19 protein-coding genes are annotated in these 23,687 nt (G+C 69.6%); 12 read left to right on the top strand and 7 right to left on the bottom strand.

Features of this window, described 5'->3' with window-relative positions; translation table 11 throughout:
* Positions 1 to 27 precede the first annotated feature (27 nt).
* Positions 28 to 1,803, top strand: coding sequence for a serine/threonine-protein kinase (locus DB31_RS42835; protein ID WP_044199432.1), 1,776 nt, complete (start codon positions 28 to 30; stop codon positions 1,801 to 1,803).
* Between the two features lie 30 nt (positions 1,804 to 1,833).
* Here DB31_RS42835 and DB31_RS42830 read toward each other — a convergent pair whose 3' ends face one another.
* The 3 genes from DB31_RS42830 to DB31_RS42820 all read right to left on the bottom strand — a co-directional run bounded on the left by DB31_RS42830 (position 1,834) and on the right by DB31_RS42820 (position 5,472).
* Positions 1,834 to 4,272: an ABC transporter permease gene (locus DB31_RS42830; RefSeq protein WP_044199358.1), complete on the bottom strand. Its 2,439-nt coding sequence runs from the start codon at positions 4,270 to 4,272 to the stop codon at positions 1,834 to 1,836.
* A gap of 212 nt (positions 4,273 to 4,484) precedes the next feature.
* Positions 4,485 to 4,973 (bottom strand): FKBP-type peptidyl-prolyl cis-trans isomerase, encoded by a 489-nt coding sequence (locus DB31_RS42825; protein WP_044199356.1) that lies wholly within the window; start codon positions 4,971 to 4,973, stop codon positions 4,485 to 4,487.
* Between the two features lie 136 nt (positions 4,974 to 5,109).
* A complete protein-coding gene (locus DB31_RS42820; RefSeq protein ID WP_044199354.1) occupies positions 5,110 to 5,472 on the bottom strand; it encodes a cupin domain-containing protein in 363 nt (120 codons plus the stop codon).
* A 155-nt stretch (positions 5,473 to 5,627) separates the two neighbouring features.
* Here DB31_RS42820 and DB31_RS42815 point away from each other — a divergent pair, with 155 nt between their 5' ends.
* From DB31_RS42815 to DB31_RS42795, 5 genes are all read left to right on the top strand, one after another.
* Positions 5,628 to 8,717 carry an aminotransferase class I/II-fold pyridoxal phosphate-dependent enzyme gene (locus DB31_RS42815; protein WP_044199353.1) on the top strand — a complete coding sequence of 1,030 codons (3,090 nt, stop codon included), beginning with the start codon at positions 5,628 to 5,630 and terminating at the stop codon, positions 8,715 to 8,717.
* 203 nt (positions 8,718 to 8,920) lie between these two features.
* Entirely contained in the window at positions 8,921 to 9,304 is a 384-nt protein-coding gene (locus tag DB31_RS42810; protein WP_052420695.1) for a hypothetical protein, read from the top strand.
* An 87-nt stretch (positions 9,305 to 9,391) separates the two neighbouring features.
* Positions 9,392 to 9,988, top strand: a complete 597-nt coding sequence (locus DB31_RS42805; protein WP_044199350.1) for a hypothetical protein — start codon at positions 9,392 to 9,394, stop codon at positions 9,986 to 9,988.
* The gene (locus DB31_RS42800) at positions 9,985 to 11,283 is read left to right on the top strand and encodes a radical SAM protein (protein WP_044199348.1); all 1,299 of its coding nucleotides are present in this window, start codon (positions 9,985 to 9,987) and stop codon (positions 11,281 to 11,283) included. Before DB31_RS42805 ends, DB31_RS42800 begins: the two co-directional genes overlap by 4 nt.
* A complete protein-coding gene (locus DB31_RS42795) occupies positions 11,274 to 12,341 on the top strand; it encodes a formylglycine-generating enzyme family protein (protein WP_044199345.1) in 1,068 nt (355 codons plus the stop codon). The genes DB31_RS42800 and DB31_RS42795 overlap by 10 nt, the downstream gene beginning before the upstream one ends.
* A gap of 111 nt (positions 12,342 to 12,452) precedes the next feature.
* Here the strand turns inward: DB31_RS42795 and DB31_RS50125 are convergent, their stop codons facing one another.
* Positions 12,453 to 12,740 (bottom strand): hypothetical protein, encoded by a 288-nt coding sequence (locus DB31_RS50125; protein WP_044199343.1) that lies wholly within the window; start codon positions 12,738 to 12,740, stop codon positions 12,453 to 12,455.
* Between the two features lie 193 nt (positions 12,741 to 12,933).
* On the opposite strand from DB31_RS50125, the gene DB31_RS42785 reads away from it, so the two are divergent.
* From DB31_RS42785 to DB31_RS50120, 5 genes are all read left to right on the top strand, one after another.
* A complete protein-coding gene (locus tag DB31_RS42785) occupies positions 12,934 to 13,932 on the top strand; it encodes an SAM-dependent methyltransferase (RefSeq protein WP_044199427.1) in 999 nt (332 codons plus the stop codon).
* A gap of 115 nt (positions 13,933 to 14,047) precedes the next feature.
* The gene (locus DB31_RS42780) at positions 14,048 to 14,752 is read left to right on the top strand and encodes a hypothetical protein (protein ID WP_240487262.1); all 705 of its coding nucleotides are present in this window, start codon (positions 14,048 to 14,050) and stop codon (positions 14,750 to 14,752) included.
* Between the two features lie 79 nt (positions 14,753 to 14,831).
* Entirely contained in the window at positions 14,832 to 16,217 is a 1,386-nt protein-coding gene (locus DB31_RS42775; RefSeq protein ID WP_044199423.1) for a WS/DGAT/MGAT family O-acyltransferase, read from the top strand.
* 43 nt (positions 16,218 to 16,260) lie between these two features.
* Complete coding sequence (locus tag DB31_RS42770) at positions 16,261 to 17,007, top strand: DUF3142 domain-containing protein (protein ID WP_052420694.1); 747 nt, start codon at positions 16,261 to 16,263, stop codon at positions 17,005 to 17,007.
* Positions 17,004 to 19,079: a hypothetical protein gene (locus tag DB31_RS50120; RefSeq protein ID WP_044199340.1), complete on the top strand. Its 2,076-nt coding sequence runs from the start codon at positions 17,004 to 17,006 to the stop codon at positions 19,077 to 19,079. Before DB31_RS42770 ends, DB31_RS50120 begins: the two co-directional genes overlap by 4 nt.
* A 6-nt stretch (positions 19,080 to 19,085) precedes the next feature.
* Here DB31_RS50120 and DB31_RS42760 read toward each other — a convergent pair whose 3' ends face one another.
* On the bottom strand, positions 19,086 to 19,496 hold the full coding sequence (locus DB31_RS42760) for a VOC family protein (protein WP_044199337.1): 411 nt from the start codon (positions 19,494 to 19,496) through the stop codon (positions 19,086 to 19,088).
* Positions 19,497 to 19,584: 88 nt separating this feature from the next.
* Between DB31_RS42760 and DB31_RS42755 the strand changes: the two genes are divergently transcribed.
* Positions 19,585 to 20,586 (top strand): hypothetical protein, encoded by a 1,002-nt coding sequence (locus tag DB31_RS42755; protein ID WP_044199335.1) that lies wholly within the window; start codon positions 19,585 to 19,587, stop codon positions 20,584 to 20,586.
* A gap of 21 nt (positions 20,587 to 20,607) precedes the next feature.
* Here DB31_RS42755 and lanL read toward each other — a convergent pair whose 3' ends face one another.
* Positions 20,608 to 23,256 (bottom strand): class IV lanthionine synthetase LanL, encoded by a 2,649-nt coding sequence (gene lanL / locus DB31_RS42750; RefSeq protein ID WP_044199333.1) that lies wholly within the window; start codon positions 23,254 to 23,256, stop codon positions 20,608 to 20,610.
* Between the two features lie 113 nt (positions 23,257 to 23,369).
* The gene (locus tag DB31_RS42745) at positions 23,370 to 23,579 is read right to left on the bottom strand and encodes a hypothetical protein (protein WP_044199331.1); all 210 of its coding nucleotides are present in this window, start codon (positions 23,577 to 23,579) and stop codon (positions 23,370 to 23,372) included.
* Positions 23,580 to 23,687 lie beyond the last annotated feature (108 nt).

Here is a 23,687-nt window from a genome sequence, read left to right as displayed (position 1 = left end):
CCCTTCAAGGATGAAGAAAGTTCCCACGTGAGCAACACCCCCCACACCGAGGCCCCCTTCGAGGCCGTCCCTGCCGTCTGGCATCAGGGGCTGACGGTGGGCCGCTATCACCTGCTGGCGCGGATCGCCGTGGGGGGCATGGCGGAGATCTGGCTGGCCCGCCAGGCGGGGCTCAAGGGCTTCGAGAAGTTCGTCGTCATCAAGCGCATCCTGGATGGGCTGGGCACCGATCCCGAGTTCGTCGCCATGTTCCTGGACGAGGCTCGGATCGCCGCGCAGCTCAACCACCCCCACATCGTCCAGATCTTCGACCTGGGCGAGGAGGCGGGGGCCTTCTTCATCGCGATGGAGTACCTGCCGGGTGAGAACCTGGCCGCCATCGCACGCACTGGCGCGCGCCAGAGCCAGCCGCTGCCCATCCCCTTGGCGGTGCGCGTCATCGCCGACGCCGCCGAGGGCCTGGCCTACGCCCACACCAAGACGGGCCCGGACGGGAAGCTGCTCGGCATCGTCCACCGGGACGTGTCCCCGCAGAACATCCTCGTCACCTACGACGGCGTGGTGAAGGTGGTGGACTTCGGCATCGCCAAGGCGGCCACCCGCGAGAGCCAGACCATGGTGGGCCAGGTCAAGGGCAAGACGGCGTACATGTCGCCCGAGCAGGCCAAGGGCCAGTCCCTCGACGCGCGCAGTGACATCTTCGCGCTGGGCATCCTCTTGTTCGAGCTGGTGACGCGCTCGCGGCTCTTCCAGTTCTCCGATCCGCTCGAGGCGCTGCGGGTGGTGGCCAGCGATGACCCCATTCCCCTGGCGCACGAGCGGAACCCCGAGGTTCCCGCCACCCTGGGCCTCATCATTGCCCGGGCGCTCGCGAGAGACCCGGACCAGCGCTACTCCACCGGACGCCAGTTCCAGTACGCGCTGGAGGAGTGGCTGCGCAGCCAGCCCGAGGTGCCCGGTGCCGCCGAGCTCGCCGCCTACATGCACGAGCGCTTCGGCGCGCGCATCCAGGAGCGGGCGAAGATGTTGGAGGCGGCCCGCAACGGTGAGGTCTCCTCGACGGGCATCCGCCGCGCCGTGAGCAGCAACACGGGCGATTCCATGCCCGGGCGCGCCCAGGTGGATGAGGAGACCACGCTGGAGCAGTCCCTGCGCAAGCGGTCCCGGCTATCGATGACCGCCGCCGCCGTGGGCGGGCTGTTGTTGCTCGGGGGCATGGGCGCTTTCTTCGCCCTGCGCTCCGGTGGGTCGGTAGAGCCGGTGCCCCCTCCGGTGGCCACACCGCCCGTGGCTCCCGCGCCGCCGATCCTCACCATCGAGACGGATCCTCCCGGCGCGCTGATCAAGGTGGACGGCCAGGAGGTGGGGCACTCACCGCTGACACTCGACACGCTCAGCGTGGGCGAGCACAGCGTGGCCGCCTCGCTGGAGGGACGGCTGCCCGCGGAGCGGCAGGTGAAGCTGGCCAACCCTGGCGAGCGAGCCATGGTGCTGCTCGCCCTGGCGGTGGAGCCCGCCCCCACGCCGAATCCTCCTCCCACGTCCACCGAGACTGCGTCCCCCAGTGCTTCGCAGAGCCGGCCGGCGAAGAAGGCGGCCATGGGCAAGCTGACCCTGGACACGACGCCGTGGACCCGCGTCTTCCTGCGCAAGCAGCGGCTGGGAGACACTCCGCTCATCGACGTGCAGCTGCCTGCCGGGAAATACCAGCTCAAGCTCGTCAACGAGGAGAAGAACATCTCCACCGTCATCGAGGTGGAGATTCGCGCCGGGCAGACCACCGCGAAGAAGCTGCGGCTGTGAGCCGCCCGGGGGCGCCGGACAGCGCCTCCTCTATTCGAGCCGCAGGGCCTCGGCCGGATCGATCCGCAGCGCCCGGCGCGTGGGCAGGTAGCTGGCCAACAGCGCGGTACCCGTCAGCGCCACCACGCCGCTGGCGAAGGTGAGTGGGTCCGTCGCGGTGAGCTCGAAGAGCAGCCCTTCCAGCACCCGGGTGAGCGCGAGCGCTCCGGCAAGCCCCAGCGCCACGCCCACCAGCACCGCGGCGAGACCTTGCCCCATCACCATCCGCAGCACATCCCGGGGCTGCGCACCCAGCGCCACCCGGATGCCAATCTCCCGCGTGCGCTGTGCCACCGACCAGGAGACGACGCCCGCGATGCCCAGCGCCGCCAGCAGCATGGCCAGCGCCGCGAACGCGCCCAGCAGCAGGGCCCGGAAGCGCGGCTGGGCCACGGAGCCGGACAGCAGCTCCTCCGCCGTGCGGACGTTGAACACGGGAATCTCTGGGTCGATGCGCCGGATGGCTCCTCGCACGGCGGAGAGGACCTGGCCCGCCTCCCGCTCCGAGCGCACCACCAGCCAGTAGGTCCACACCGGATCCTGGAACTGGGCCTTGTAGAACTCCGGCACGGGCGCCTTGCTGGGCCCGAAGTGGTGCACGTCCCCCACCACGCCGATGACCTCCATCCAAGGGGGCTCCGCCGAGGAGCCCGCGGCGATCCGCTTGCCGAGCGGGCTCTCGCCCGGGAAGAAGCGGCGGGCCATGGCGCTGTTGATGACCACCACCCGGGGCTGGCCCTGGGTGTCGCGCGCATCGAACAACCGCCCGGACAGCAGCGGCAGGCCCATGGCACGGAAGTAGCCGGGGCTGCTCGTGCGCACCTCCGCGCAAGGCGGTGGCTCCGCGCCCTGAGCGCGCTTCTCCACCCGGACGGGCTGGCACGCCTCGACGTCGCTCAGCGGCAGCAGGCTCATGCTCCCGGCGTCGATGACTCCGGGCAGGGTGCGCACCTCCTCCAGGATTCTCATCGAGTTGGATAAGGCCTGCTCCGGGGTCGTGGTCCAGGGCCGAGGCGTGGCGAGCTCCAGCGTCAGCACCTGCTGGGGCTGGAAGCCTGGATCCACCCGCTGCAGCCGCCAGAACGTCTGCAGCAGCAGCCCCGCCCCCACGAGCAGCACGAGTGAGAGTGCCACCTCTCCCGCGACGAGCGCCTGGCGGGTCCAGCGCTGAGACCGGCCCGTGGACACGGAGCGTCCCGGCAGCCCGGCGGCCGCTTGCTGCGCAAGCCGTGAGCCCTGGAGCGCCGGGAGCAGGCCGAAGAGGAGGCCCGATGACAGCGACACCGCGAGCGTGAAGGCCAGCACTCGCCCATCCACATGCACCGACTGGAGCCGGGGCATGCCGTTGCCGCTCAGCGCGACCAGCACATCCGTGAGCCACAGCGCGAGCAGCAGCCCCAGCGTCCCACCCGCGAGCGCCACCAGGAGGCTCTCGACGAGCAACTGGCGCAGGAGCCGGCCCCGGCTCGCACCGAGCGCGGTGCGGATGGCCAGCTCGCGCTGGCGGGTGACGGAGCGGGCAATCAGGAGGTTGGCCACATTGGCGGTGCCAATCAACAGCACGAAGCCCACTGCGCCCAGCAGCAGGAGCAGGGCAGGGCGGACCTCCTGCACCAAGGACTCCGTCAGCGGCATCACCAGGACGCTCCGGCCGGTGTTGGTGGCAGGGAAGTCCATCTCCAGCCGCTGGTTGAGGGCATCCAGCTCCGCCTGGGCCTGCGCCACCGTGACGCCCTCGCGCAGGCGGCCGAGCACGGCGTACCAGCGCACCCCGCGCATGGAGGGAGGCTCATTCAGTGCGACCGGGTGCCAGATGTCCGGGGCGCCTCGGGGGCTGAACAGGGGGGGCTCGAGCCCCAGCGGCGCGACGCCGATGACGGTGCAGGGCTTGCCCGCCAGGGTGACGGTGCGGCCCAGTACGGACGGATCCGCACCGAACTGCCGCCGCCACAGGGACTCGCTGAGGACGACGACCTTGTCTTCGGGCTTGCCGCTCGAATCCGTCTCGAAGAAGCGGCCCAGCACCGGCGAGACGCCGAGCAGCGTGAAGAAGTTGTGGGAGACGCCCTCGCTCCGGACCTGCACCGAGCCGCCCTCCCCGGTGATGAGCGTCGCGCCGCCCGAGCCAGTCACGGCCAGCTCCTCGAAGCTGTGGCTCTGGGCCCTCCAGTCGAGGACGTCGATGGGGGAAGCGCCATAGTCATTGCGGCCCGCATCCCCGGCGAGCTGCGCCTGGGCCTTGTCCACGCCCCAGAGGCGCACGAGGCGCTCCGGCTCAGGGAAGGGGAGGGGCCGCAGCAGCACGGCGTTGATGACGCTGAACAGGGACGTGTTCGCGCCGATCCCCAGGGCCAGGGTCAGCAGCACGATCAGGGTGAGACCGGGCTGCCGAGCCCAGACGCGGAGACCGAAGCGAAGGTCCTGCCACATGGCGCAGTCACTCTCCCAGGGGCGAGAGCGCCCTGACGTCTCGGAGTGACTGCAACCCATGTGCCTGCACGGCGTGCAGGCGGGACCGGTGGGGAGCGAGGCAGGAGCCTGGGCCGCGAGCCCCAGGCGGACAGGCCGGTGTCCGTCTCTGGGACTTCGCCGTCCCAGGAGCGGTCGCCTTCACCGGCCCATCGTCGAGCGTGGCCGAGGACTCAGTGGTCGTGGTCGTGGCCGGGGCTGTGCACGTGGCCGTGCTCGAGCTCCTCCTCGGTGGCCTTGCGGACCTCGCGCACGGTCACCTCGAAGTGGAGCGTCTTGCCCGCGAGCGAGTGGTTGAAGTCCACCACCACCGTCTTGGGGCGCAGCTCCTTGACGGTGAACTCCACCTCATCCCCCTCGTCGTCCGTGGCGGTGACGATGCCGCCCGCCTCCAGCTCCAGGTCCGCGGGGAACTCCTCGCGCGGCACTTCTTCCACGGCGTCCGGGTCATACTCGCCGTAGCCATCCTCCGGAGAGACCGTGGCCTTCAGGGTGTCGCCAGCCTTCTTGCCCTCGAGCGCCTTCTCGAGGCCGGGGACGATCTCCTCGTAGCCGTGCAGGTAGACGAGCGGATCATCCTTCTCGCTCTCCTCGATGTACTTCCCGTCTCCGAGGTGCAGGCGGTAGTCGACGGTAACAACAGTGTCTTTGGTGATTTCCACGGAGCCCTCCTTTGGGCGCGGGAGCGAGGCGGGTGCCGTCTACCACAGTGGAGGGGCCCGTCCACGCGCTGTGTTCACGCGGTGAGCTTCAGTCCAATGATGGACGTGAGCAGCATCGCAAGTGCCCCTCGCGCCGCTAGGGGTCCCGGTGCACGGTGTCCATGGAGAAGGCCGGCAGACAGATGGCGATGTACTCGGCGCCGTTCGCCTCGGGGGTGCTGTAGCGGACCCACTCGCCAGGCTCGGTGATGATTGCCTGCCCCGCGTGGACATCCAACGTGCCGCCCTTGTGCTCCACGCGCAGCTGGCCCTTGAGCACCACGGTGAATTCCCGGAACTCGGGCGTCTGGCCGGGCTCGACCCAGCCGCCGGGGCTGCGCATGTGGGCCACGCTCAGCTCGCTCGTCTTCGAGTTGACCCGGCCGATGTACTCGTCGATCAGCTTGGGCTTGTTGCCCGCGGCCTCTACGCGGGTCGGGGCGGGAATCAGGGTGGGCATGGTTCTCCTCCTGCACTCCACCTGCCACGATTGCCCGGAAGCGGGCAAGGACTCCGTGACCTTCGTGCCGCCGGGCGCGGGGATGTACGGCGCTGGACGGAGGACGCCGTGAACGTGGTGCGCTCCTCGCGGGCGTGACACATTTTTTGCCCCATATGGCGACCTACCCCGAGTCGGCTCGCGACGCGGTGCACCAACTCCGTGAGCTTGCGGAGGCCCTGGCCGTTCCAGAGCGGCGTGCGTCGGCGCTGGCCGAGCTGCGCGCACTGGCCGAGCTGAGCCGAGGCCAACCCGAGGGCGCTCCGCTGCGGCTCGTCACCGTCATGGCGGCGGTAGGCTCCAGGCAGGAGCGGCTGGAGCTGTTGTTGCTGCCGTCCATCTTCGCCCCGGAGGACTGGGCGTACACCTTCCTCGAGGGCATGTTGAAGGTGCCGCTGGACGAGTACGACGGGAAGCGGCTGGTGGAGGTGGGGACGGGCTCGGGGTGGATCTGCATCGCGCTGGCGAAGTTCACGCGGCTGGCCCACATCCACGGCGCGGACCTGAACCCGCACTCGCCCTGGGTGGCCACCTGCAACGCGTGGCTCAACGGGGACGCGCGGATGGTGGCGCGGATGTCCTTCGGAGAGAGCAACCTGCTGCGCGGCCTGCCCGAGGGCGCGGCGTGGGATTTCGTGGTGGGCTGCATCCCCCAGGTGCTGCGCACGGAGGGGCTGCCCGAGGCGCCGGCGGAGGCGGACACGCAGGAGCTGTATGACTTGTCCAACTACACCGTGCTGCAGAACGTCTACGAGGACCACTTCGGGCTGGGGCTCATCGCGAAGCTCCTGGATGAGGTGCCCGAGTACCTGGCGCCCAGCGGGCGGCTGCTGCTGAACCTGGCGGGGCGGCCGGGGCGGCCCATCATCGAGCGCATGTTCACCCGGCGGGGCTTCGCCACCCAGGTGCGGGTGGCGCGGCGGGTGATGCAGGCGGCGGACACGGACATCCGGCCGCTGGTGGCACTGGAGCAGCGCACAGAGCGCGAGTTCGAGTTCTTCATGGAGGCGCACAGCGCCGAGCCCCTGCGAGCCGCCACGGCCCTGGGCTGGTTGCAGGTGGGCCACCCCATCTGGCACGAGGTGGCCGTGTGGGAGGCGAGGTTGGCGCTGCCTCGGGAAACGCTGGCCTTGCGCGCGGCGCTGCGGACGCTGGGAGCCTCGAAGCTGGCGGAGGAGCTGGACCTGGGGGCCGTGTCCCAGGAGCAGCTGGGCTTCGTGGCAGCGCTGGCGGAGCGGCTCACGCGCTCGCCGGTGATGCCGTACACGCACGAGGCGGGGGATGCTCCCTTCCGTCAGCTCGTGGCCCGCTACCTGGAGCGGTTCTTCGACTTGCGCCTGCGGGAGGAGGAGCTCTTCGTCGCGCCCGAGCGCGAGCAGACCGTCTACTCGCTGCTGCTGGCGCTGTGTGACCCTGGCGATGGGGTGCTGGTGTCGCGCCAGTTGCTGCCGGTGTACGCGCGGGCGCTGGAGCGGGCGCGGGTGCGCACGACGGTGACACACAGCACGCTCTCGGAGATCCGCCGGTTGCTGGGGGCGTTCGACGTGAAGGTGGTGTTCCTCTCGGTGGAGCGGGGCGAGCGCACCAACCTGGCGGTGCTCCGGGAGATTGTCGCGGAGGCGGCGCGGCGGGGCATCTGGGTCGTGCTGGACGAGAGCGCCTTCTTCCACATCACCAGTGAGGTGGAGCCGCTCACGCTCTTCGAGTTCCTGGCCCGCGAGCCACTGCCTCCCAACCTGGTGGTGCTCTACGGGCTCATCAAGAACGCGGTGTGGCCGGACCTGGAGCTGACGCTGCTGCTGCCGGTGCCGGAGCCGCTGCGAGGAGACCTCGAGGTGGCGGCGGAGGTGACGTACTCGCGCATCGGCACGCTGGCGCAGGGGTTCTATGAGCGCACCTTCGAGGAGCTGCTGGCGTTCCGCATCTCGTTCGCCGAGCCGGAGCGGCCCGCGGCGGTTCGAGCCCCGGCGGTGCCGTTGCCGCGCTCGGAGCGCATCAAGCGGCTGGCGGGCTTCCCGGCGTTCGCGCCCAAGGTGTTCCAGGAGGGAGACCCAGAGCTGATCCGGCTGGACTATGGCGAGAACGAGGGAGCCATGCCCCAGCCGCTCATCGAGGGAGTGGTGGCCTCGCTCCTGGCGCCGCACGAAGCGGGTACGCAGCATGGGCTGGCCGAGGCGGTGGTGGGCTTCCTGCGGGAGACGCGCGCGACGCGGTACGCGCCGGAGCACATCGCGCTGGGCCAGGGGGTGTGGCCGCTGATGCATCACCTGGGGGTGGCGCTGCGCCAGCGGCTGGGACGGGCGCCGCGCGTCTTCATCGCCACGCCCTGCTACGGGGTGCTGCCGCCCACGTGGGTGGCGGCCGGGTGCGAGGTGGAGCTGGGGCCGGTGGCGGCGCTCCAGGAGCGGCGCGGGCCGGGAGGGCCGGATGTGGCGGTCATCTCTCAGCCCTCGAATCCGGAAGGCTCCTACCTCTCGAACGAGGAGCTGGTGGCGCTGGCGACGTGGGTGGTGGAGCAGCGCGCGCTGCTGGTGTCGGACGAAATCTTCGGGCTGGTGAACCTGACGAACCCGACGGCGGAGACGGTGCACAGCCCGGTGACGCTGGAGCAGGTGGTGCCCGGGGTGGGAGCGCGCACGGTGGTGCTGGGAGGGCTCTCCAAGGAGTTCGCCGCGGGAGGCCTGCGCCTGGGCTGGCTGGCGACGCGGGATGCGGGGCTCATGGCGGCCCTGAACGAGAGCGGGCTGGTGCCGCCGGCCTTGGCCACGGCACGTGCGGCTGCCTGGCTCTATGCCGCGTATGCGCGCAGCCCGGAAGGAAGGCTGCTGTACCCGTCGCGCCAGCGGGCCCTGAAGGAGTTCCTCGTGAAGATGCGGCGGGACCTGGCGGAGAAGCGGGCGCTGATTGCCGGGGCCCTGCCGGGGAACGGGCGCTCGGACACGACGGAGGCGGGAGGACTCTTCCTCGCGCCCAAGGTGAGCGCGTGGCTGGGGAGAGAGGTGGACGGCGAGCGGCTCACGGTGGAGAACCTCCCGCGCGTGGTGTACGCGCACACGCACGTGGTGCTCAACGGCGGCCCGTGGTGCGGGGATCCAGAGCGGGTGCGCGTGGTGTTCTCGATTCCTCGCGACAAGCTAGAGCGGGCCCGGGAGCGGCTCCAGGCCTTCGCGGCCCGGCTCCGTCCCGGCAGCGCTCCGGTGGGGTGAGCGGCTCATGCTCTTGGTTGCCCCTCCCCAGCGGCCGAGACGGACGAGGCGCCCATCGCTTCTCTGGAGTGATGGGGAAGCGGAGGAGGAGCGGGGGGCGGTCACTCCTTTCTGGTGAGGAGGGCAGCCGCCGAGCCATGACAGTGGCCGGAGCCCATGTTGGTCCCGGGGCTGGTTTGGCCCCAACTGCATGGGAGGAACAGATGAACTGGAAGGCTTTGGGGGTTGTGACGGCGCTGATGCTGGGCGGGGCTGCGTTCGCGGCGGACAAGACGCAGCAGGGCCAGATGCACGGCCAGACGCAGCAGGGCCAGATGCAGCAGGGTCAGATGCAGCAGGGTCAGAAGGAGCTGACAGGCAGGGTGGTGGGGGTGAAGTCGGACGATCTTCTGGTCGAGTCTGAGCAGGGAGCCATCATCCCGCTCCGGGTGAGCCATCAGACGATGGTGGATGGCAAGGAGCTGAAAAAGGACCAGCGCATCGAGTCCCACCTGAAGAAGGAGTTCCAGCCGGGTGCCGAGGTGCGTGCCTCCTTCGGCATCGAGAAGATGGAGAACAAGGCCGTCTCCATCGAGCATAAGAAGTAGGCCGTCCTTCACGGCACTCAGCGGCGGAGGCACAGTCCGCCTGCCCTCGTGTGGCAGGCGGGCTCTCGAGGAACTAGCCTCCGCGCCATGGCTGACCGTGACGATCTGCGTCTCAACGAGCTCCAGCGCTACCGGAAGATGTCGAACCGGCTCGCGCTCGAGGTGCACAGCCACTGCGAGGTGCCCGCCGGGTGCGGTGGCGTGGTCCTCCGCTGGCGGCGCCCGGGGGCTCCCATCGGCATCTCGGTGTCCTCGTACGTGGCGGGAACCTCCCAGGGGCCTTTCCTGGATGGGAAGCGCCTCGACGAGCAGCGCATGACGGTGGAGCCCGGGGAGCATGTGCTCTCGTTCATCGTGGACAACCCTGGGGACGCGGGCTTTCTCCTCGTGACGGCATACCTTCGGCCTGCCATCTCCACGGCACGGCGGGGGCAGGCCAGGTCCCAGGCGGATGGCCAGTGGCATGCGGCGACGCGCGAGCCGCCCGAGGGGTGGCAGCTCCCCACGTTCGACAGCCCGGACTTCGTGCCCCTCGTGGAGAAGCCGGTTCCCGATCCCCATGGCAACGAGCGCTGGAGGTGGCAGCACCTGCAGCGCGACGCGAAGGGGCTGGGGCTGCCCGTCAAGGCGGCGCGAGCGTGGGTGCGCTGGCGCTTCCGCGTGGACATGGAGGGGTTCTCATGAGCCGCCCCTCGCTCGTCTTCATCCCGCAGCACTTCGGGGCGCTCCTCTTCGATCGGCGCTCGTCCCGGTATCTGCCCTTCGACAAGCCCGCGGCGGCCGTGCTCCGAGACATGACCGAGCGTCCGGCGGGGGACGTCATCGAGGCCGCGGCCCCGGAAGACCGGGAGGCTGTCGAGGGGTTGACCGTGGACCTCGCCTCCCGGGGCTACCTCCGCATGGACGGGCGCCTGGCGGCTGCGCGCATCGATCGGGAGCCACCTCCGGACCACTTGCTGGGCCCGCTCGCCGTGCACCTGGAAGTCGTCGGGGCGTGCAACCTCACCTGCACGCACTGCTTCGCCGGGGAGCTGCCGCGCAACCACCACCCGCTGACGCTCCAGGAGATGGATGGACTCTTCTCGCAGCTCGCGGGACTTGGCAGCTTCCGGCTAGGGCTCACGGGCGGCGAGCCCCTGATGCGCAGGGACTTGCTGGACGTGCTCGACTCGGCCACGGGCCATGGGCTCCACCCCTGCCTCACGACCAACGCCCTCCTCCTCACGGAGCGCATGGCGAGGGAGCTCGGGCGGCGCGAGCTGGTGTGGCTGAACGTCTCGCTCGAAGGCGCTCGCGCCGAGTCGAACGATGCCGTCCGAGGCCAGGGCGTGTTCGACCGGGTGCTCGACAAGCTCGAGCTGCTGGGCCGCCACGCGCGCTTCACGCTGGCCTTCACGCTCACCCAGAACAACCTCGCGGAAGTGGAGGACTGTGTCGCGCTCGCCCAGCGGGTAGGCGCGCACACCGCCGTGTTCCGGCCGCTGTATCCGGTGGGGATCGCGGCACGCACGCCGGAGCTGATGCCCTCCTTCGAGGGCTACGTGGATGCACTCGCCCGCTTGGAGCGGGTCGAGGCCGACAATGATCTCTTTGCCCTGGACCCCTTCAGCCCCTCGGCGCGGGAGGAGCTGCGGGGCGTGGTGAACCATGGCGCGGGATGCGGCGCCGCGAACACGGTGGCGTCGATCTCGGTGCAGGGAGACGTGAACCCGTGCAGTTTCCTGGGCAAGGCCTTCGAGTCCGGGAACATTCGGCAGCGGCCCTTCGAGGAGATCTGGCGCGAGGGCCACGCCTTCCGGCGCATGCGAGGTGGTGCCGAGGATGACCGCTTCACCGGAGGCTGCCGGGCGCGCGCGCAGTTCTACGCGGGCTCGGCCTACGCGGAGGATCCTTGGCAGGCTCAGTCCCGTGGGGAGCAGCGCCCCGAGCGCTGGCGCCTGCCTGTCCTCGATGCACCGAGGGAGGGTTCATGTCGGTGATCGATGAAGCCCTCGCTCGAGCGGAGGAGCAGCGCTCTCGGGGAGACTTCATGGGCGCGGCCGCGACCCTGGATGCGGTGGCCTGGAAGGACCGAGAGCGCGTGGTGCCGCTCCTGCAGCAGGACCTGGACCGGCTCGCGGTGAAGGAGCACGGGCTGGTGTTCCGCTACATCCCGGCGGGCTCGTTCGTGATGGGGAATGCCAATGGGGAGCCCGACGAGCGCCCCGCGCACCGGGTGACGCTCCCCGGGTTTTGGATGAGCGAGGCGCCCCTGTCTTGGGACGACTTCGCGCGGGTGCTCGGCTGGCCGGACCCGTATGGGCGCCCCACGGATGCGCAGTTCGCGCTCATCTCCGAGGCGTTTGCTCCCAGTCGCGCCCGGTTCGAGTACAGCAACGACTCGAAGATCCGGCTGCAGTACTGCGAGAACGAAACAGTGCGCGCCAGGGATTGGCATGCCCACGACACAGAGGGGCTCTGGACGCGCGATGGCCAAGTGATGACTTCTCAGGAGCTCTTCGGGGCGCCGGAGCGCACGAGCAACTCGCCGGCTCGCTTCGATCAGAAGCCCATGGTCGCAGTGGGCTGGGAGCTGGCCGAGCTCGTGGGACGCCACATGAGCACGGCTGCGGTGCAGTACCGGCTGCCGACCGAGGCAGAGTGGGAGCGCGCGGCCCGAGGCTGTTTCCGGGGTGCCTCGTACCCTTGGGGGGACGCGCCACCCGATGTCATGCGCGCGGACTTTGGTCACTTCGGCGCGTTCTTCTTGCGCCCCTCGCGCGTGTTTCCGCCGAACGATTACTTCCTTTATTCGATGGCGGGCGGTGTGTGGGAGTGGTGCGCCGACCACTACGACGCGTCCTTCTACTTCGACAGTCCCGAGGAGTCGCCGCTCTGTGTCCTGGGGGAAGAGATTCCCGATCGGGGGCACGTGCTGCGAGGCGGCTCCTGGGCGGACTGTGCGGAAGTGCTGCGCGTGAGCTTTCGCTCGGCTGACACGCGCGGGAGCTCACCGAATGTGGGCTTCCGGCTCGTGCGCGTGCCGGTGACGGGGTAACTCCCTACCGAGGCGAGGCGCTTGGGTTCCGGCTCAGCAGGCGGCGCAGCCAGGCCTCTCCGCTGACCAGCCCGATGCCCACGAGCACCAGCACCGCTCCCAGGACGAAGTTCAGCGTGAGGGGCTCGTCGAGGCGATGAGGAGGAACTCGGCGGCGAAGAGGAGGCCTGCCAGAAGCCCTCCCGGGAGGGTGCTCTGGCGCACGCCCTCCCAACCTCCTCGCCATGCCATGAGGAGGCCCACGAGCAGCGCCGCGATTCCCGAGCGCAGAGAGGCCTGGAGAACGGGGGCCATGTCGTGGGCCGCCAGCTTGATGGCCACCTGCTGAAGGCCCCACAGGGCGCACAGCAGAACCATCACTTGGAAGCTGAAGGCGTCGGTTCCACGGCGGGCGCTCATCGAAGGGATTCCTTTCGTGTGAACATGACCTGAGTGGCCTGCGGCTGCAGTGTCCACCGCTGGATGTTCGGACTGCCCCGTAGGGCCATGGCCGCCAGGCGCGTTCGTGCCAAGCATGGCGTATCCCGGGAAGGGGAGTGACCGGTTGCTCCCCTGGCTGGGTATGGGCTGCGCGCCCGGGGGGCTTCGTTCCATGCTGAACCTTTTCGACCTGCCTCGGCAGGCCTTGTTCGATCTGCAGTCACGGCTGCGACACCATCCCCTCGTCAACACGCTGCGGCATGTGTTGCCCGACAGCCTCACGTTGTCGAGTCCCGCTCCGCATGATCCCACCCTCGCGGACCCCGAGCGCGTGGAGGCCTACCGCCAGGCCATTGGCCGCTACGTGCGCCCCGGCCAGGTCGTCATGGATGTGAGCACCGGTGCCGGCCTGCGGACGCTCCTCGCCGCCCACCGCTCGCCCCGGAAGCTCTATGCCGTGGACCCCTCGCGCCACCTGGACACCGCCCGCTGGGTGGCTCGCCGCCACGGGCTCTCCGAGCAGATCGATTTCGTGCGCGAGCACCCCCAGCGCTTCATGCCTCCGGACAAGAAGGTGGACGTCCTGCTCCACGAGCAGATGGGGCCCGCCCTGTTCGACCGGGGACTGGTGTCCCAGTTGGTGGAGCTGCGGACCCGGCTCCTCCGGCCCGGTGGGCGAATCCTCCCCCACCGCTTCGAGCTGTTCATCGAGCCCGTCCAGCTCCGCGACGAGGCCTGCCTCCCCTTCATCTGGAGCCAGCGCCTGCCCAGCGTGGACTTCAGTTGCCTTCAGACCCTGCGCGAGGCCATGAGCCCCTCGTACTTCACCCGGCTCATCCACTCCTACGAGGTGTCCCACCTGCTGTGCGAGCCCGCACCCGTGCTCGTCTTCGACTTGGAGACCGTGCGGCCCGGAGACCTGACTCGCCACTTCCACGTCACCCGTCCCATTCAGCACGAGGGGCGGCTGGATGGCTTCTGTGTCTTCTACCGGGCAGCCTTCGATGAGGACACCTCCTTCGCTGCCTCGCCCCAGCGGCCGCAGAACCCCACACCGATGTTGCTGCTCCGCGTCGACTCCCGCGTCTTCACCCGCAGCCAGGTGCTTCACTTCGAGCTGGAGATGCCTGAGCTGGAGGAGGTCACCTCCTGGCGCTGGCACTTCGCCTGAGGAGGATTAGCTTCCTCGGGTGTCTCGTACGCTCTGTGTCCTTGTGATGCTGGGCTGGGTGGCTTCCGCTGGCGCCCAGGCCTCCAGCCGTTCTCCGCGTACCCTCGGAGGCGGTGTGTGTGGAACCACCAACTGGGTGTGTGTCTCCGAGTGCATTGACTCGAGCTGCATGGACCAATGCCTGCGCGAAGGCTGTGAGCAGGCGCTCGGCCGGCTCCGGGCGTGCACCGAGAAGGCCGGCTGTGCGGAGGATGACAGCGAGTGCTCGGCGCGCCTGTGCGGAGGCACGTGTCAGCGCGCCTTCGAGCCTGCTCCCAAGAGCCCGGAGAAGGAGAAGCGGGAGCCGTGCGAGGGCTTTTCCACGGACGGTCCGCCTCCCAAGAAGGTGGTGGGGCGCTGGGAGCTCGTCGCGGCGACCCTCAAGCCCGAGCCTCCTGGCGCGCCGGCCCGGCTCAACCCTGACCCTCGTCCCGACTACGTGCGGACATTGGAGGTGACGCCCTCCGGGTGCTTCATCCTGCGCACCAAGCTGGAGGACTCCGCGGTCGGCCAGGGGAACTTCCTCGAGGTGCGCTCGTGGGGCTCCTTCGCTGTGGCGAAGGACAAGGTGGTGCTCAAGCCGAAGGACGGGCAGGCCGTGGGCAAGGTGTGTGGGGTGGATCGCGTCATCGGCCTGTCCAAGGGGAAGTTCCTGGGCCCGCGCTACTCCTTCAGCGTCGAGCAGGACATGCTCACCCTCGTGGTGGATGACGCCTCGAAGAGCACCTTCCAGTTCCAGCGCACCCAGGCCCGTGACACCCAGGAGGCCGAGAAGCCGTAGGGCGTCCGCAGACCCGCGGAGGGGGCTCTCGTTCCCGGGAGACGGTGGCTGCCACGTTGAAGTACGACGGGGCGTGACGATGGAACGGCTGGCCAGTGTGGATGCGGCGTGGCTCCGGATGGAGGAGCCCACCAACCTGATGATGATCACCGCGGTGCTCTGGTTCGAGGAGCGCCCGGACTGGGAGCGGCTCGAGGCCGTGCTGCGCGAGCGGCTGGTGGACCGCTTCCCCCGCTTCCGTCAGCGGCTGGTGGTTCCCGAGGGCCTGCTCGGGGTTCCCTTCTGGGAGGAAGACGCGGCGTTCCGCTGGGACGCCCACGTGAGCCACCTCCAGGTGCCGCCGCCGGGAGACCGCGAGGCGCTGGAGGCGCTGGTGAGCGAGTGGATGAGCGTGCCGCTGGAGCGCTCGCGCCCACTCTGGCAAGCGCACCTCGTGGAGGGCTTCGGGAAGGGGGGCGCGCTCCTGGTGCGCATCCACCACACGCTCGCGGATGGCATCTCCCTGGCGCGGGTGCTCCTGTCGCTCATGGATGAGGGCACGGAGCAGCACTTCACCCCCGAGCCTTCCGCCCGCGAGGCGCCGCCCGCGCCCAGCTGGATGAAGCTGCTGCGAGGGGCCCGCGCGGTGGCCTCGGGCACCCGTGCCGCGCTCAAGCGGAGCGCGGAGCTCATTGCCGAGCCCATCCAGGTGGGGGACCTCGTGCGCGAGGGGGCCCGGGGCGCGGCCACGCTGAAGCGGCTGGCGCTGCTGCCCTCGGATCCGCCCACGGTGCTTCGGGGAGCGCTGGGCCAGGCGAAGCGTGCCGTGTGGTCGGATCCGCTGCCGCTGGAGCAGGTGAAGGCCACCGGCCGCGCCATGGAGAGCACCGTCAATGACGTGCTGCTCGCGGCGCTCTCGGGCGGGCTGCGGCGCTACCTGGAGGAGCGGGGAGGGCCGGTGGCGGACTTGCGCGCCTTCGTCCCGGTGAACCTGCGGCCGCTGGATGCGCCCATTCCCCGCGAGCTGGGCAATCGCTTCGGGCTGGTGTTCCTGGATCTGCCGGTGAAGGAGGTGGAGCCTCGGCGGAGGCTCCGGCTGCTCAAGCAGCGCATGGACGCGCTGAAGCGCTCGCCGGAGGCGGCGTTGACGTTCGGCATGCTCGGCATGGCGGGGATGGCCCCGGCGGCGCTGGAGAAAGCGGTGGTGGAGGTGGTGGCGTCGAAGGGCTCCCTCGTCATGACCAACGTCCCTGGCCCCCGGCACCCGGTGTATCTGGCGGGCACGAAGCTGGAGGGGCTGATGTTCTGGGTGCCCCAGACAGGCAAGGTGAGCCTGGGCGTGAGCATCTTCAGCTACGCGGGCCAGGTGACGGTGGGCGTCTCCGTGGACGCGGGGCTGGTGCCGGATCCCCACCGGTTGGTGGTGGCCTTCCAGGATGAGCTGGCGGCGCTCGCGGCCGAGGCCTCCTCCCCAGGGAGTGCTTGATTCCCTGGCCGACACGGTCAGGGAGACGTGGCATCGTGGGGGCATGAATTCCTCCCCTCGGTGTGCCCGGAGGTTTCGTGCCCTGTCGCTGGGGCTGCTGCTCCTGGCCGTGCCCGCGAGCGCGGCGGAGCCCCCGCCCGTGTTTCTGTGGGCCTGGGAGCGCCCCGAGCGGCTCGACTTCATCGACCCGGCGCGAGAGGGCGTCGCCTTCCATGCGGTCACTCTCCAGCTCTCCGGAGAGGGCGTGCAGGCCTACCGCCGCCGCCAGCCCCTCGTGGTGCCTCCGGGCACGTACCGGCTGGCGGTGATGCGCATCGAGGTGGCACGTGGCACTGCGCCCAGCGAGGCCCAGCGCGCCAGGCTCGTGAAGCTCATCTCCGATCAGGTGCAGCAGCAGGCCCCGGACGCTGTGCAGGTGGACTACGACGCCCGCGCCTCCGAGCGCCCCTTCTACCGCGCGCTGCTCCAGGACCTTCGGGCCGCTCTGCCCGCAACCCTGCGTCTGTCGATGACGGCGCTGGCATCGTGGTGTCTGGACGACGGCTGGCTCGACGGGCTGCCGGTGGACGAGGTGGTGCCCATGGTGTTCCGCATGGGCGTGGACTCGCAGCAGGTGCGCGCGGAGCTGGCGCGGCGAGGAGATTTCAACGGCGCTCGGTGCCGGGAGAGCGTGGGCTTCGTGGTGGATGAGCCCCAGCCTTCGTTGCCCTCCGGACGCCGCAGGTATTGGTTCAACCCCCGGTCCTGGACTGCCCAGGACCTGCAGCAGCTCCGGGAGAAGTCACCATGAAGTCCTTCTTCGCACGTGCGGCGCTGGCGCTCACCCTGGCCGTGCCCTTGCTGTGGGCCGCTCCGAGCGAAGCGTGTGGCCCCGACTGCTCGGAGCCCTCGCCCAGGGATGACCTTCAGGCCTGCATGGCCGGAAAGCTGGGCGATCTGACGGAGCACTCGCCGGAGTGCCAGACCGTGGGCTTCTTGCTGATGCGCGGCCTGGCAGGGCCGGAGAAGGAGCTCGTGGCGAGCATGCTGCCGCTCGAGAGCTCCTACCCCGGCGTGTACACGGGAACCTGGACGGACGCCCGCGCCAAGGTGCCCGTGCCCTCCGAGCGCGGCGAGATCGCCACCGAGGCTCCCTTCGGAGAGTACACATGGTTCTTCAACTGCCTCACGGGCGCCTTCGAGGTGGCCGCCCAGTCACTGGACGAGCGCATCGCGAAGCTGGGCGCCAGCCACCCCGAGGTGATCGACTGGGCGAAGGCGCAGGACGCGGTGTTCGCCAACTGTGGAAGAGGGGAGAAGGTGCTGCCAGCGCCTGCTCCCGCGAACGCCTCGGCCGGGGCGCGTACGGATCGCGCCTACCAGACGGCCGCAGCGCTCTTCTACGCAGGGGAGTTCGAGGAGGCGATCCGGCAACTGGATGCGATTGCCAAGGACGCGGCGTCTCCATGGCGTGGGTGGGCCCGGCTCGTGGCGGTGCGCGCCGTCATCCGTCAGGCGACGCTGGTGGCCCAGGCCGACGAAGAGAAGCGAGTGCTGCTGGAGAGGGCGCGCGAGCGGTGCGTGGCCATCGTGAAGGACCCTGGGTTGAAGGATCTCCACCGGCAGACGCGGCAGCTCACGTGGTTCATCGACTACCGCCTGCGCCCTGACAAGCAGCTCAACCTGCTGGGCCGGGTGCTGCTGGAGAAGCCGGACGACAACTTCGGCTATGCATGGCGCGACTACTTCGCACTCCGGAAAGGGCAACCTCCGTCGACGGATGAGCTGTCGTCGTTCCTCGACGTGTTCCGGGGCAAGGATGGCTATGCGCGGGCGGTGGAGTGGTGGAAGAAGACGCGCTCGCAGCCCTGGCTCGTGGCGGCGCTGAGCCAGGCGACGGGGAAGGAGCCGGAGCTTGCAGAGCTGCTCGCCCAGAGCGCCTCCATTCCCAAGGACTCACCGGCCTACGTGACAGTGCATGCGGCGCGGGGCCGGATGGCGCTCGCCCAGGGCCGCTTCGACGAGGCGCGAGCGGAGCTTCTCCCGTTGCTGGAGTCGGGCGCGACGACGTTGCCGCCGCTGACCGTCAAGCGCCTGTCCGAGGGCCTGCGCCAGGCGGCGCTGACCTTCGAGGAGTGGGCGAAGTACGCGCACCTGTCGACCTCGGAGGCGGACCGCTTCTTCACCTTGGGGGTGCCGGTGGCCCGCTTCAAGGACGCGAAGATGCTGGCGGCGCTGGACCCCAAGCTTCGCCGCGAGGTGGTGCTGGGGGGCTGGGCGCGAGCGGCGCTGCTGGACCGCTGGGAGGAGGAGAAGGCGCTGGAGCCGCTGGTGGAGCAGGTGGCGCCGGAGCTGAAGGAGGTGCTGGCGAAGGTGAAGGCCCGCGAGAAGCCCGAGGAGCGGAGGATGGCCGCCGTGTGGGTGTTGCTCAAGTCGCCGGGGATGTCGCCGAACGTGAGCCCCTATCGGACGCAAGGCGGGTTCGATTACGACATCTGCTTGGGGTCCGGCTGGTGCGGCGGAGAGCCCACGGACTTCTACCAGGATTGCGACGCGTCGAAGGGCTCCTGTGGGACGCGCTTCATCTCCGTGGCCGAGCGCCGGGAGGTGCTTGCCGAGCGCCAGGCACTGGGCAAGCTGGGCGAGTCCCCGGAGCTGCTCATCCAGTTCACGCTGGACTACGCGAAGCGCCACCCGGATGACGCGCTGGTGCCGGAGGCCCTGCACGAGTCCGTGCGGCAGACGCGCTTCGATCGCACCTTCTGCACCTCCTATGAGGAAGGGAGCAAGGCCCGCAGCGCTCTGTCGAAGCAGGCCTTCCAGCTGCTGCAGCGCAAGTACGGGAAGACGGAGTGGGCGAAGAAGACGCAGTACCACTACTGACGCGCGTCAGCTCCCGCCCAGCTCGTCGTAGCCGCGGCCCTTGAACTGCAGGAAGCAGATGCCGTGTCCGAACGGGTCCGCGAGCAGGGCGAGCCGGCCCCAGGGCTGATCCTTGATGGGGTGCTCCAGCACGGCGCCCTGGGCCTTGGCCCGCTCCACGGCGGCCTCCACGTCGGTGACGACGAAGTCCAGGTGGACGGGTGTCCAGTGCCGGCGGTAGTCGCGCATGGAGAAGGAGTTCGGGCTGGGCTGGCTGCCTGCGGGCTTGGCGAGCAAGTCGATGGGGGCCGAGCCTCCGAGCAGCTCCGCGCCACTGTCCCCGAACCGGCGCCCCACTTTCAGCCCGAGCACCTCCGTGTAGAACCCAATCGCCTTGTCCAAGTCATCGACGTCGATGCAGACGCGCAGCTCCACCATGGTTCGGGGCCTCCGGCCGGTAGCAACACCCAGGAGATTCCTTATAGGCTCAGGTGGGCATTCTTCGTCGCTTTTGGGAGTCCTCTGCATGGTTCGCGCCGCTGAGCAACTCACCTCGCTGGTGCCAACGGTTCTGCAGGCCTACACACAGGGCAAGAGCGTGAACTCGCGTTCGGCCCAGGCCTTGCTGCTGCGGCGGTTCGAGGAAGAGGCGCAGCGTCTCGCCAGCGCCCGGTTCTCGCCCCAGGAGATCATGCGCATCCGGCGAAGTGTGGGCCCCCGCGAGCGGGGACTTCGCGCCTCTCGCGCTGGCGACAACACGGCGGCCGAGCAGAGCATGCAAGAGGCCCGGGCCGAGCTGGGCCTGGAGGAGCTGAGCCCGGAAGCGCGCCTGCTCGTGACGACACTCCACGAGGCCGGGGAGGCCTACCTCCTCTACCGCACGGCGCGCTTCGAGGAGGCGCACGCCGCGCTGCTGAAGTCGCTGGAGGCGACCAACACGCTTCAGGTGGCGCATGGCCACACGTTCACCGAACCGCGGCGCATCCACCTCGTGCGCAACCTGATCCACATGGAGGCCCGGCGGGGGCGTTTGGATGAGGCGCTGGAGCTGGGGCTCCCGCTGCTCTCCTACATCGAGGGGGATGCCAACGCCTGGCCGCTGTCGGCGCTCCGCGCCACTGCGGCAGTTCCCCTGCAAGCGGACGTCGCAGCCATGATGTTCGAGGATGTCCTCGAATCTCTGGCCGAGGTCCTCGCGCCCGAGGGTGCTGAGACACGGCGCAGGCTGGAGCGCTTCGGCCCGCATCTCCAGAGCGGCGCGTCGGCGTGCGCTCCGTTTGCGCGTCCCCACCAGTGGTTGCGGCTCCGGTGGCTGGCGGCGGAGGAGCGGGATGAGGAGTTCCTGGCGGAGGTCCCCGTGTTCCTCTCGGCCGGGCGCGGAGCCACCCCGTCCCTGTGGCATGCCCTCGTGCTGGAGCTGTACCGGCTGAGTGCGCGGCGCGGCGCGGCGCTCCGTCCGCTGCAGGAGGAGCTGACGCGGGATGCCCCCACGTTCCAGCATGTCCCCCCCGTTCTCCGGGTGGGCTAGGCATCCGGGCGCACGCGCGGCTCAGCGCAGCAGGGAGGCGCGCTGTTCGGGCTCCGCGAGGCGCAGCAGGCACGCCGCGACTCCCGCGTAGCCCACCATATAGGAGGGGCTCAGCAGGAACGGGTTCTCCGCCGGCCAGTAGAGGTGGCCTTCCTTCTCCACGGCGAACGCCTGTAGGAGTCCCACGAGCTCCTGCACCGCCTCGAGGTGCTCGGGCTTGCGCGTGGCCTGGTACACGTCCAGGAGGAACTCGAGGTTGCCGGACAGCCCGTGGCACTGGACGGGGTTGGCCCAGCGGGTGCCTCGGGCCACGGTCTTGAAGCAGCGCTCCACGACGGTGGCGGCTTCCGGGAGCGCCTCCAGCCGAGCGGCGTGCAGGAAGAACTTCCCCACTCCGGCCGAGCCGTGACACCAGAACGCGGCATGCGGCGCGGCGCCCGCTTGCGAGGGCCAGCACAGGCCGCTGCCGTCCTCCAGCGCGGGGGCTGCCTGGGCGAGCAGCCAGCGCCCGGCTCCGCAGGCGGCCTCGAGGAAGCGCTGCTCGCGCGTCGCCTCATAGAGGTCCAGCAGGGTGTCGGCAATGCCGGCGGCCCCGTGGGCGTAGCCCAGCTGGATGTTGCCGCTCAGTCCCTCATAGCCAGGAGGGATGGCCCACTTGAGCTCTCCCGCCTCCGAGCGCTGCGCGCTGTACAGCAGGGAGGTTCCGGCCGTGAGCGCGGCCTGGAGGTTCTCGGCACTGTCCAGCTCCCGCCACACCTCGAGGTGGAAGCGCACGCGTCCGGCCGTGCCGTTGAACACGTCCGGTGAGGCAAAGGGGAGGGGGGCCACGGCGCGGGCCCGCTCGAGCGCCGCCTGCACCAGCCCCTCGTCCTCCAGCGTGCGCCCAGCGCGCAGGAGCGCCAGCCCCACGCCCGCCTCGCCCACATAGAGCCCCGGGTTCGGTGGGCCTTCGGGCCTCGGCGCCTTCGCCAGCCACGCGGCTGCCTCGGCCAGCGTTGCGCGGTGGGAGGGCTTCTGGAACGTGGAGACCAGGGCCGACAGGGCCAGGAGGATGCCCGCGCTCCCCAGGTTGATGTCCCGCGAGGGGAGGCCCCCGTTCAGCGGGTGCCCATGATTCCAGAAGACGGCTCCGGTGGAGGGATCGCGCTGGGCGGTATGGACGAGCGTGTCTCCCAGCCGCAGCGCCTGGGTGCGGTAGAGGTCCCCGGGAGGTGCGGCGGAGGGAGCGCGGTCCGCGGGCGTGAGCTGGGCCGTGGTGGAGGGCGTCCCCATCTGTGCGAGCGCCTGGGCCACCTCTCGCATCGACTGGGGCGCGTGCTCCGGCGCCAGGCACCGTGTGATGAGGGCTTCGAGCGCGGGAGAGAGCGAGGGGTTGAGCCGGGAGAGAGGCCGGACGAGCAGCGAGCCGCTGGGGGCGTGCGAGGGCTCCGCGCCCGTGGCGGCGAAGTAGAGCAGGGCGCCGAGGGCGTAGATGTCATCCGCAGCGGTGGATGGCTGCCCAGAGGCCTGTGCCGGCGTCATGTAGCCGTGCGTTCCCTTTCCGGCCCCCTCCACGCGCGGCAGCGAGGCGCCATGGGCCAGCTCCAGATCAATGAGGCGGAGCTTTCCCTGCGGGGGGACCAGCACGTTGGCGGACTTCAAATCGCTGAAGACGAGCCCTCGCTCATGCATGCTCCCCAGGGCTTCGGCGAGCTGGCTCCCCCAGGACACCAACTGCGCCTCCGAGGCGAAGCAGCCGCGCGCCGAGAGCTTCTGGATGTGAGCGGAGAGCGTGTCGCCCTCAATGTCCTCCATGGCGAGGTAAGCGGACGTCTCGTCCTCGACGAACTGGTAGGGCGTGGGAAACCAGGGGGACGGAGCCAGGGCGGTCAGCACCTCCATCTCGTGGTGCAGGCGCCGGCGGCCCGCGTCACCGTCTCCCGCGGCGCGCTTCACCTGCTTGAGCACGCACTTGCGCATCTCCTTGAGATCAATGGCGAGGAAGACCTGGCTGCGGGCCGAGCGGTGGATGCTGGCCACCGTCGCGTAGTGTCCCGCGATGACGCCGGGGGCAGCCTTGGGGGGCTCGGCGGGCCCGGGCCCCGTGGTGAAGGGGTCTCTCACCCAGGGGGGAGGCGCGCGGTAGACCGACTCCCGCTTGTCTGGGAAGAGCTGCCCATCGGGCGCCTCGAGGATCTCCACCAGCTCGCCGATGGGCAGCTGCATGTGGCGGCCGCTGAAGCTGCCGTAGCGGTAGAAGACGCAGCTTCCCGGGCGCAGCTGCCGATCAGAAGGTATCTGGGGACCTGACAGGCCGCGCGTCGCCTCGTCGAGCCGGGTGGCCAGGCGCACCGCGTGTGCCTCATCCCGTGGGTAGATGGTCAGGAACTTACCGACCTGGCTCAGCCCGCTCCGTCCTTCGTTGAGATCTCCCAGCACTTGCTGCGAAGCGGCCACCTTGAACGCGGCCTGCTCCTCCAGCAACACGGGAAGGGCCTGGGTGAGAATCTGCCGGGAGGACTGCTCTCCCGCGGTGAGGTGCAGCTTCCACCCCTGTTTCGGGAGCGTCGAGTGGAGGGGGGTGACTCGGATCCACCCGCGCGACGGGGGGTGGAGCTGCCAACCGTCCTGGAAGCCAGGGTGCGACGCACATGCCTCTGAGATCAGCTCGAGGAATGGATCAGCGGTCACTTCCACCTACCTCCAACCCGCGGTGCAGAGGACAAAAAAAGAGCGCGGGTTCAGGGTTTTTACACCCTTTACCCGCGCTCGATACATTCGAAGCCTGCGTTATCCCTGGAGGACTAGCTCGTCCAGGAACAGGTCCAGAGGCAGGTCCAGGAGCAGTCAGCGATCTCGTCCTGGGACACGAGGGCAACTGCATTGGGGACACCCGCGGTGCAGAGAGCCGCAGCGGGGTTCATCTGCATCGACTGACGGAAGCTGGCATCCACCTGCGCGCGGTTCAGCAGATCCTGCACCTTGCTGCGGATATCCTGGATGGTCTCGTTCATGGGGGTCCCCTTGTGGTGGGTTGCCTCGGAAGCGTTCGAGGTGGATGCAGTAAAAATCAAACAAGACTGGAAGTCAATAGGACTTAGAAATTCTTTTTAATGCGGGAA

Source organism: Hyalangium minutum, assembly GCF_000737315.1.
GTDB classification, from domain to species: domain Bacteria; phylum Myxococcota; class Myxococcia; order Myxococcales; family Myxococcaceae; genus Hyalangium; species Hyalangium minutum.
This window is presented reverse-complemented; position numbering and strand designations above follow the sequence as displayed.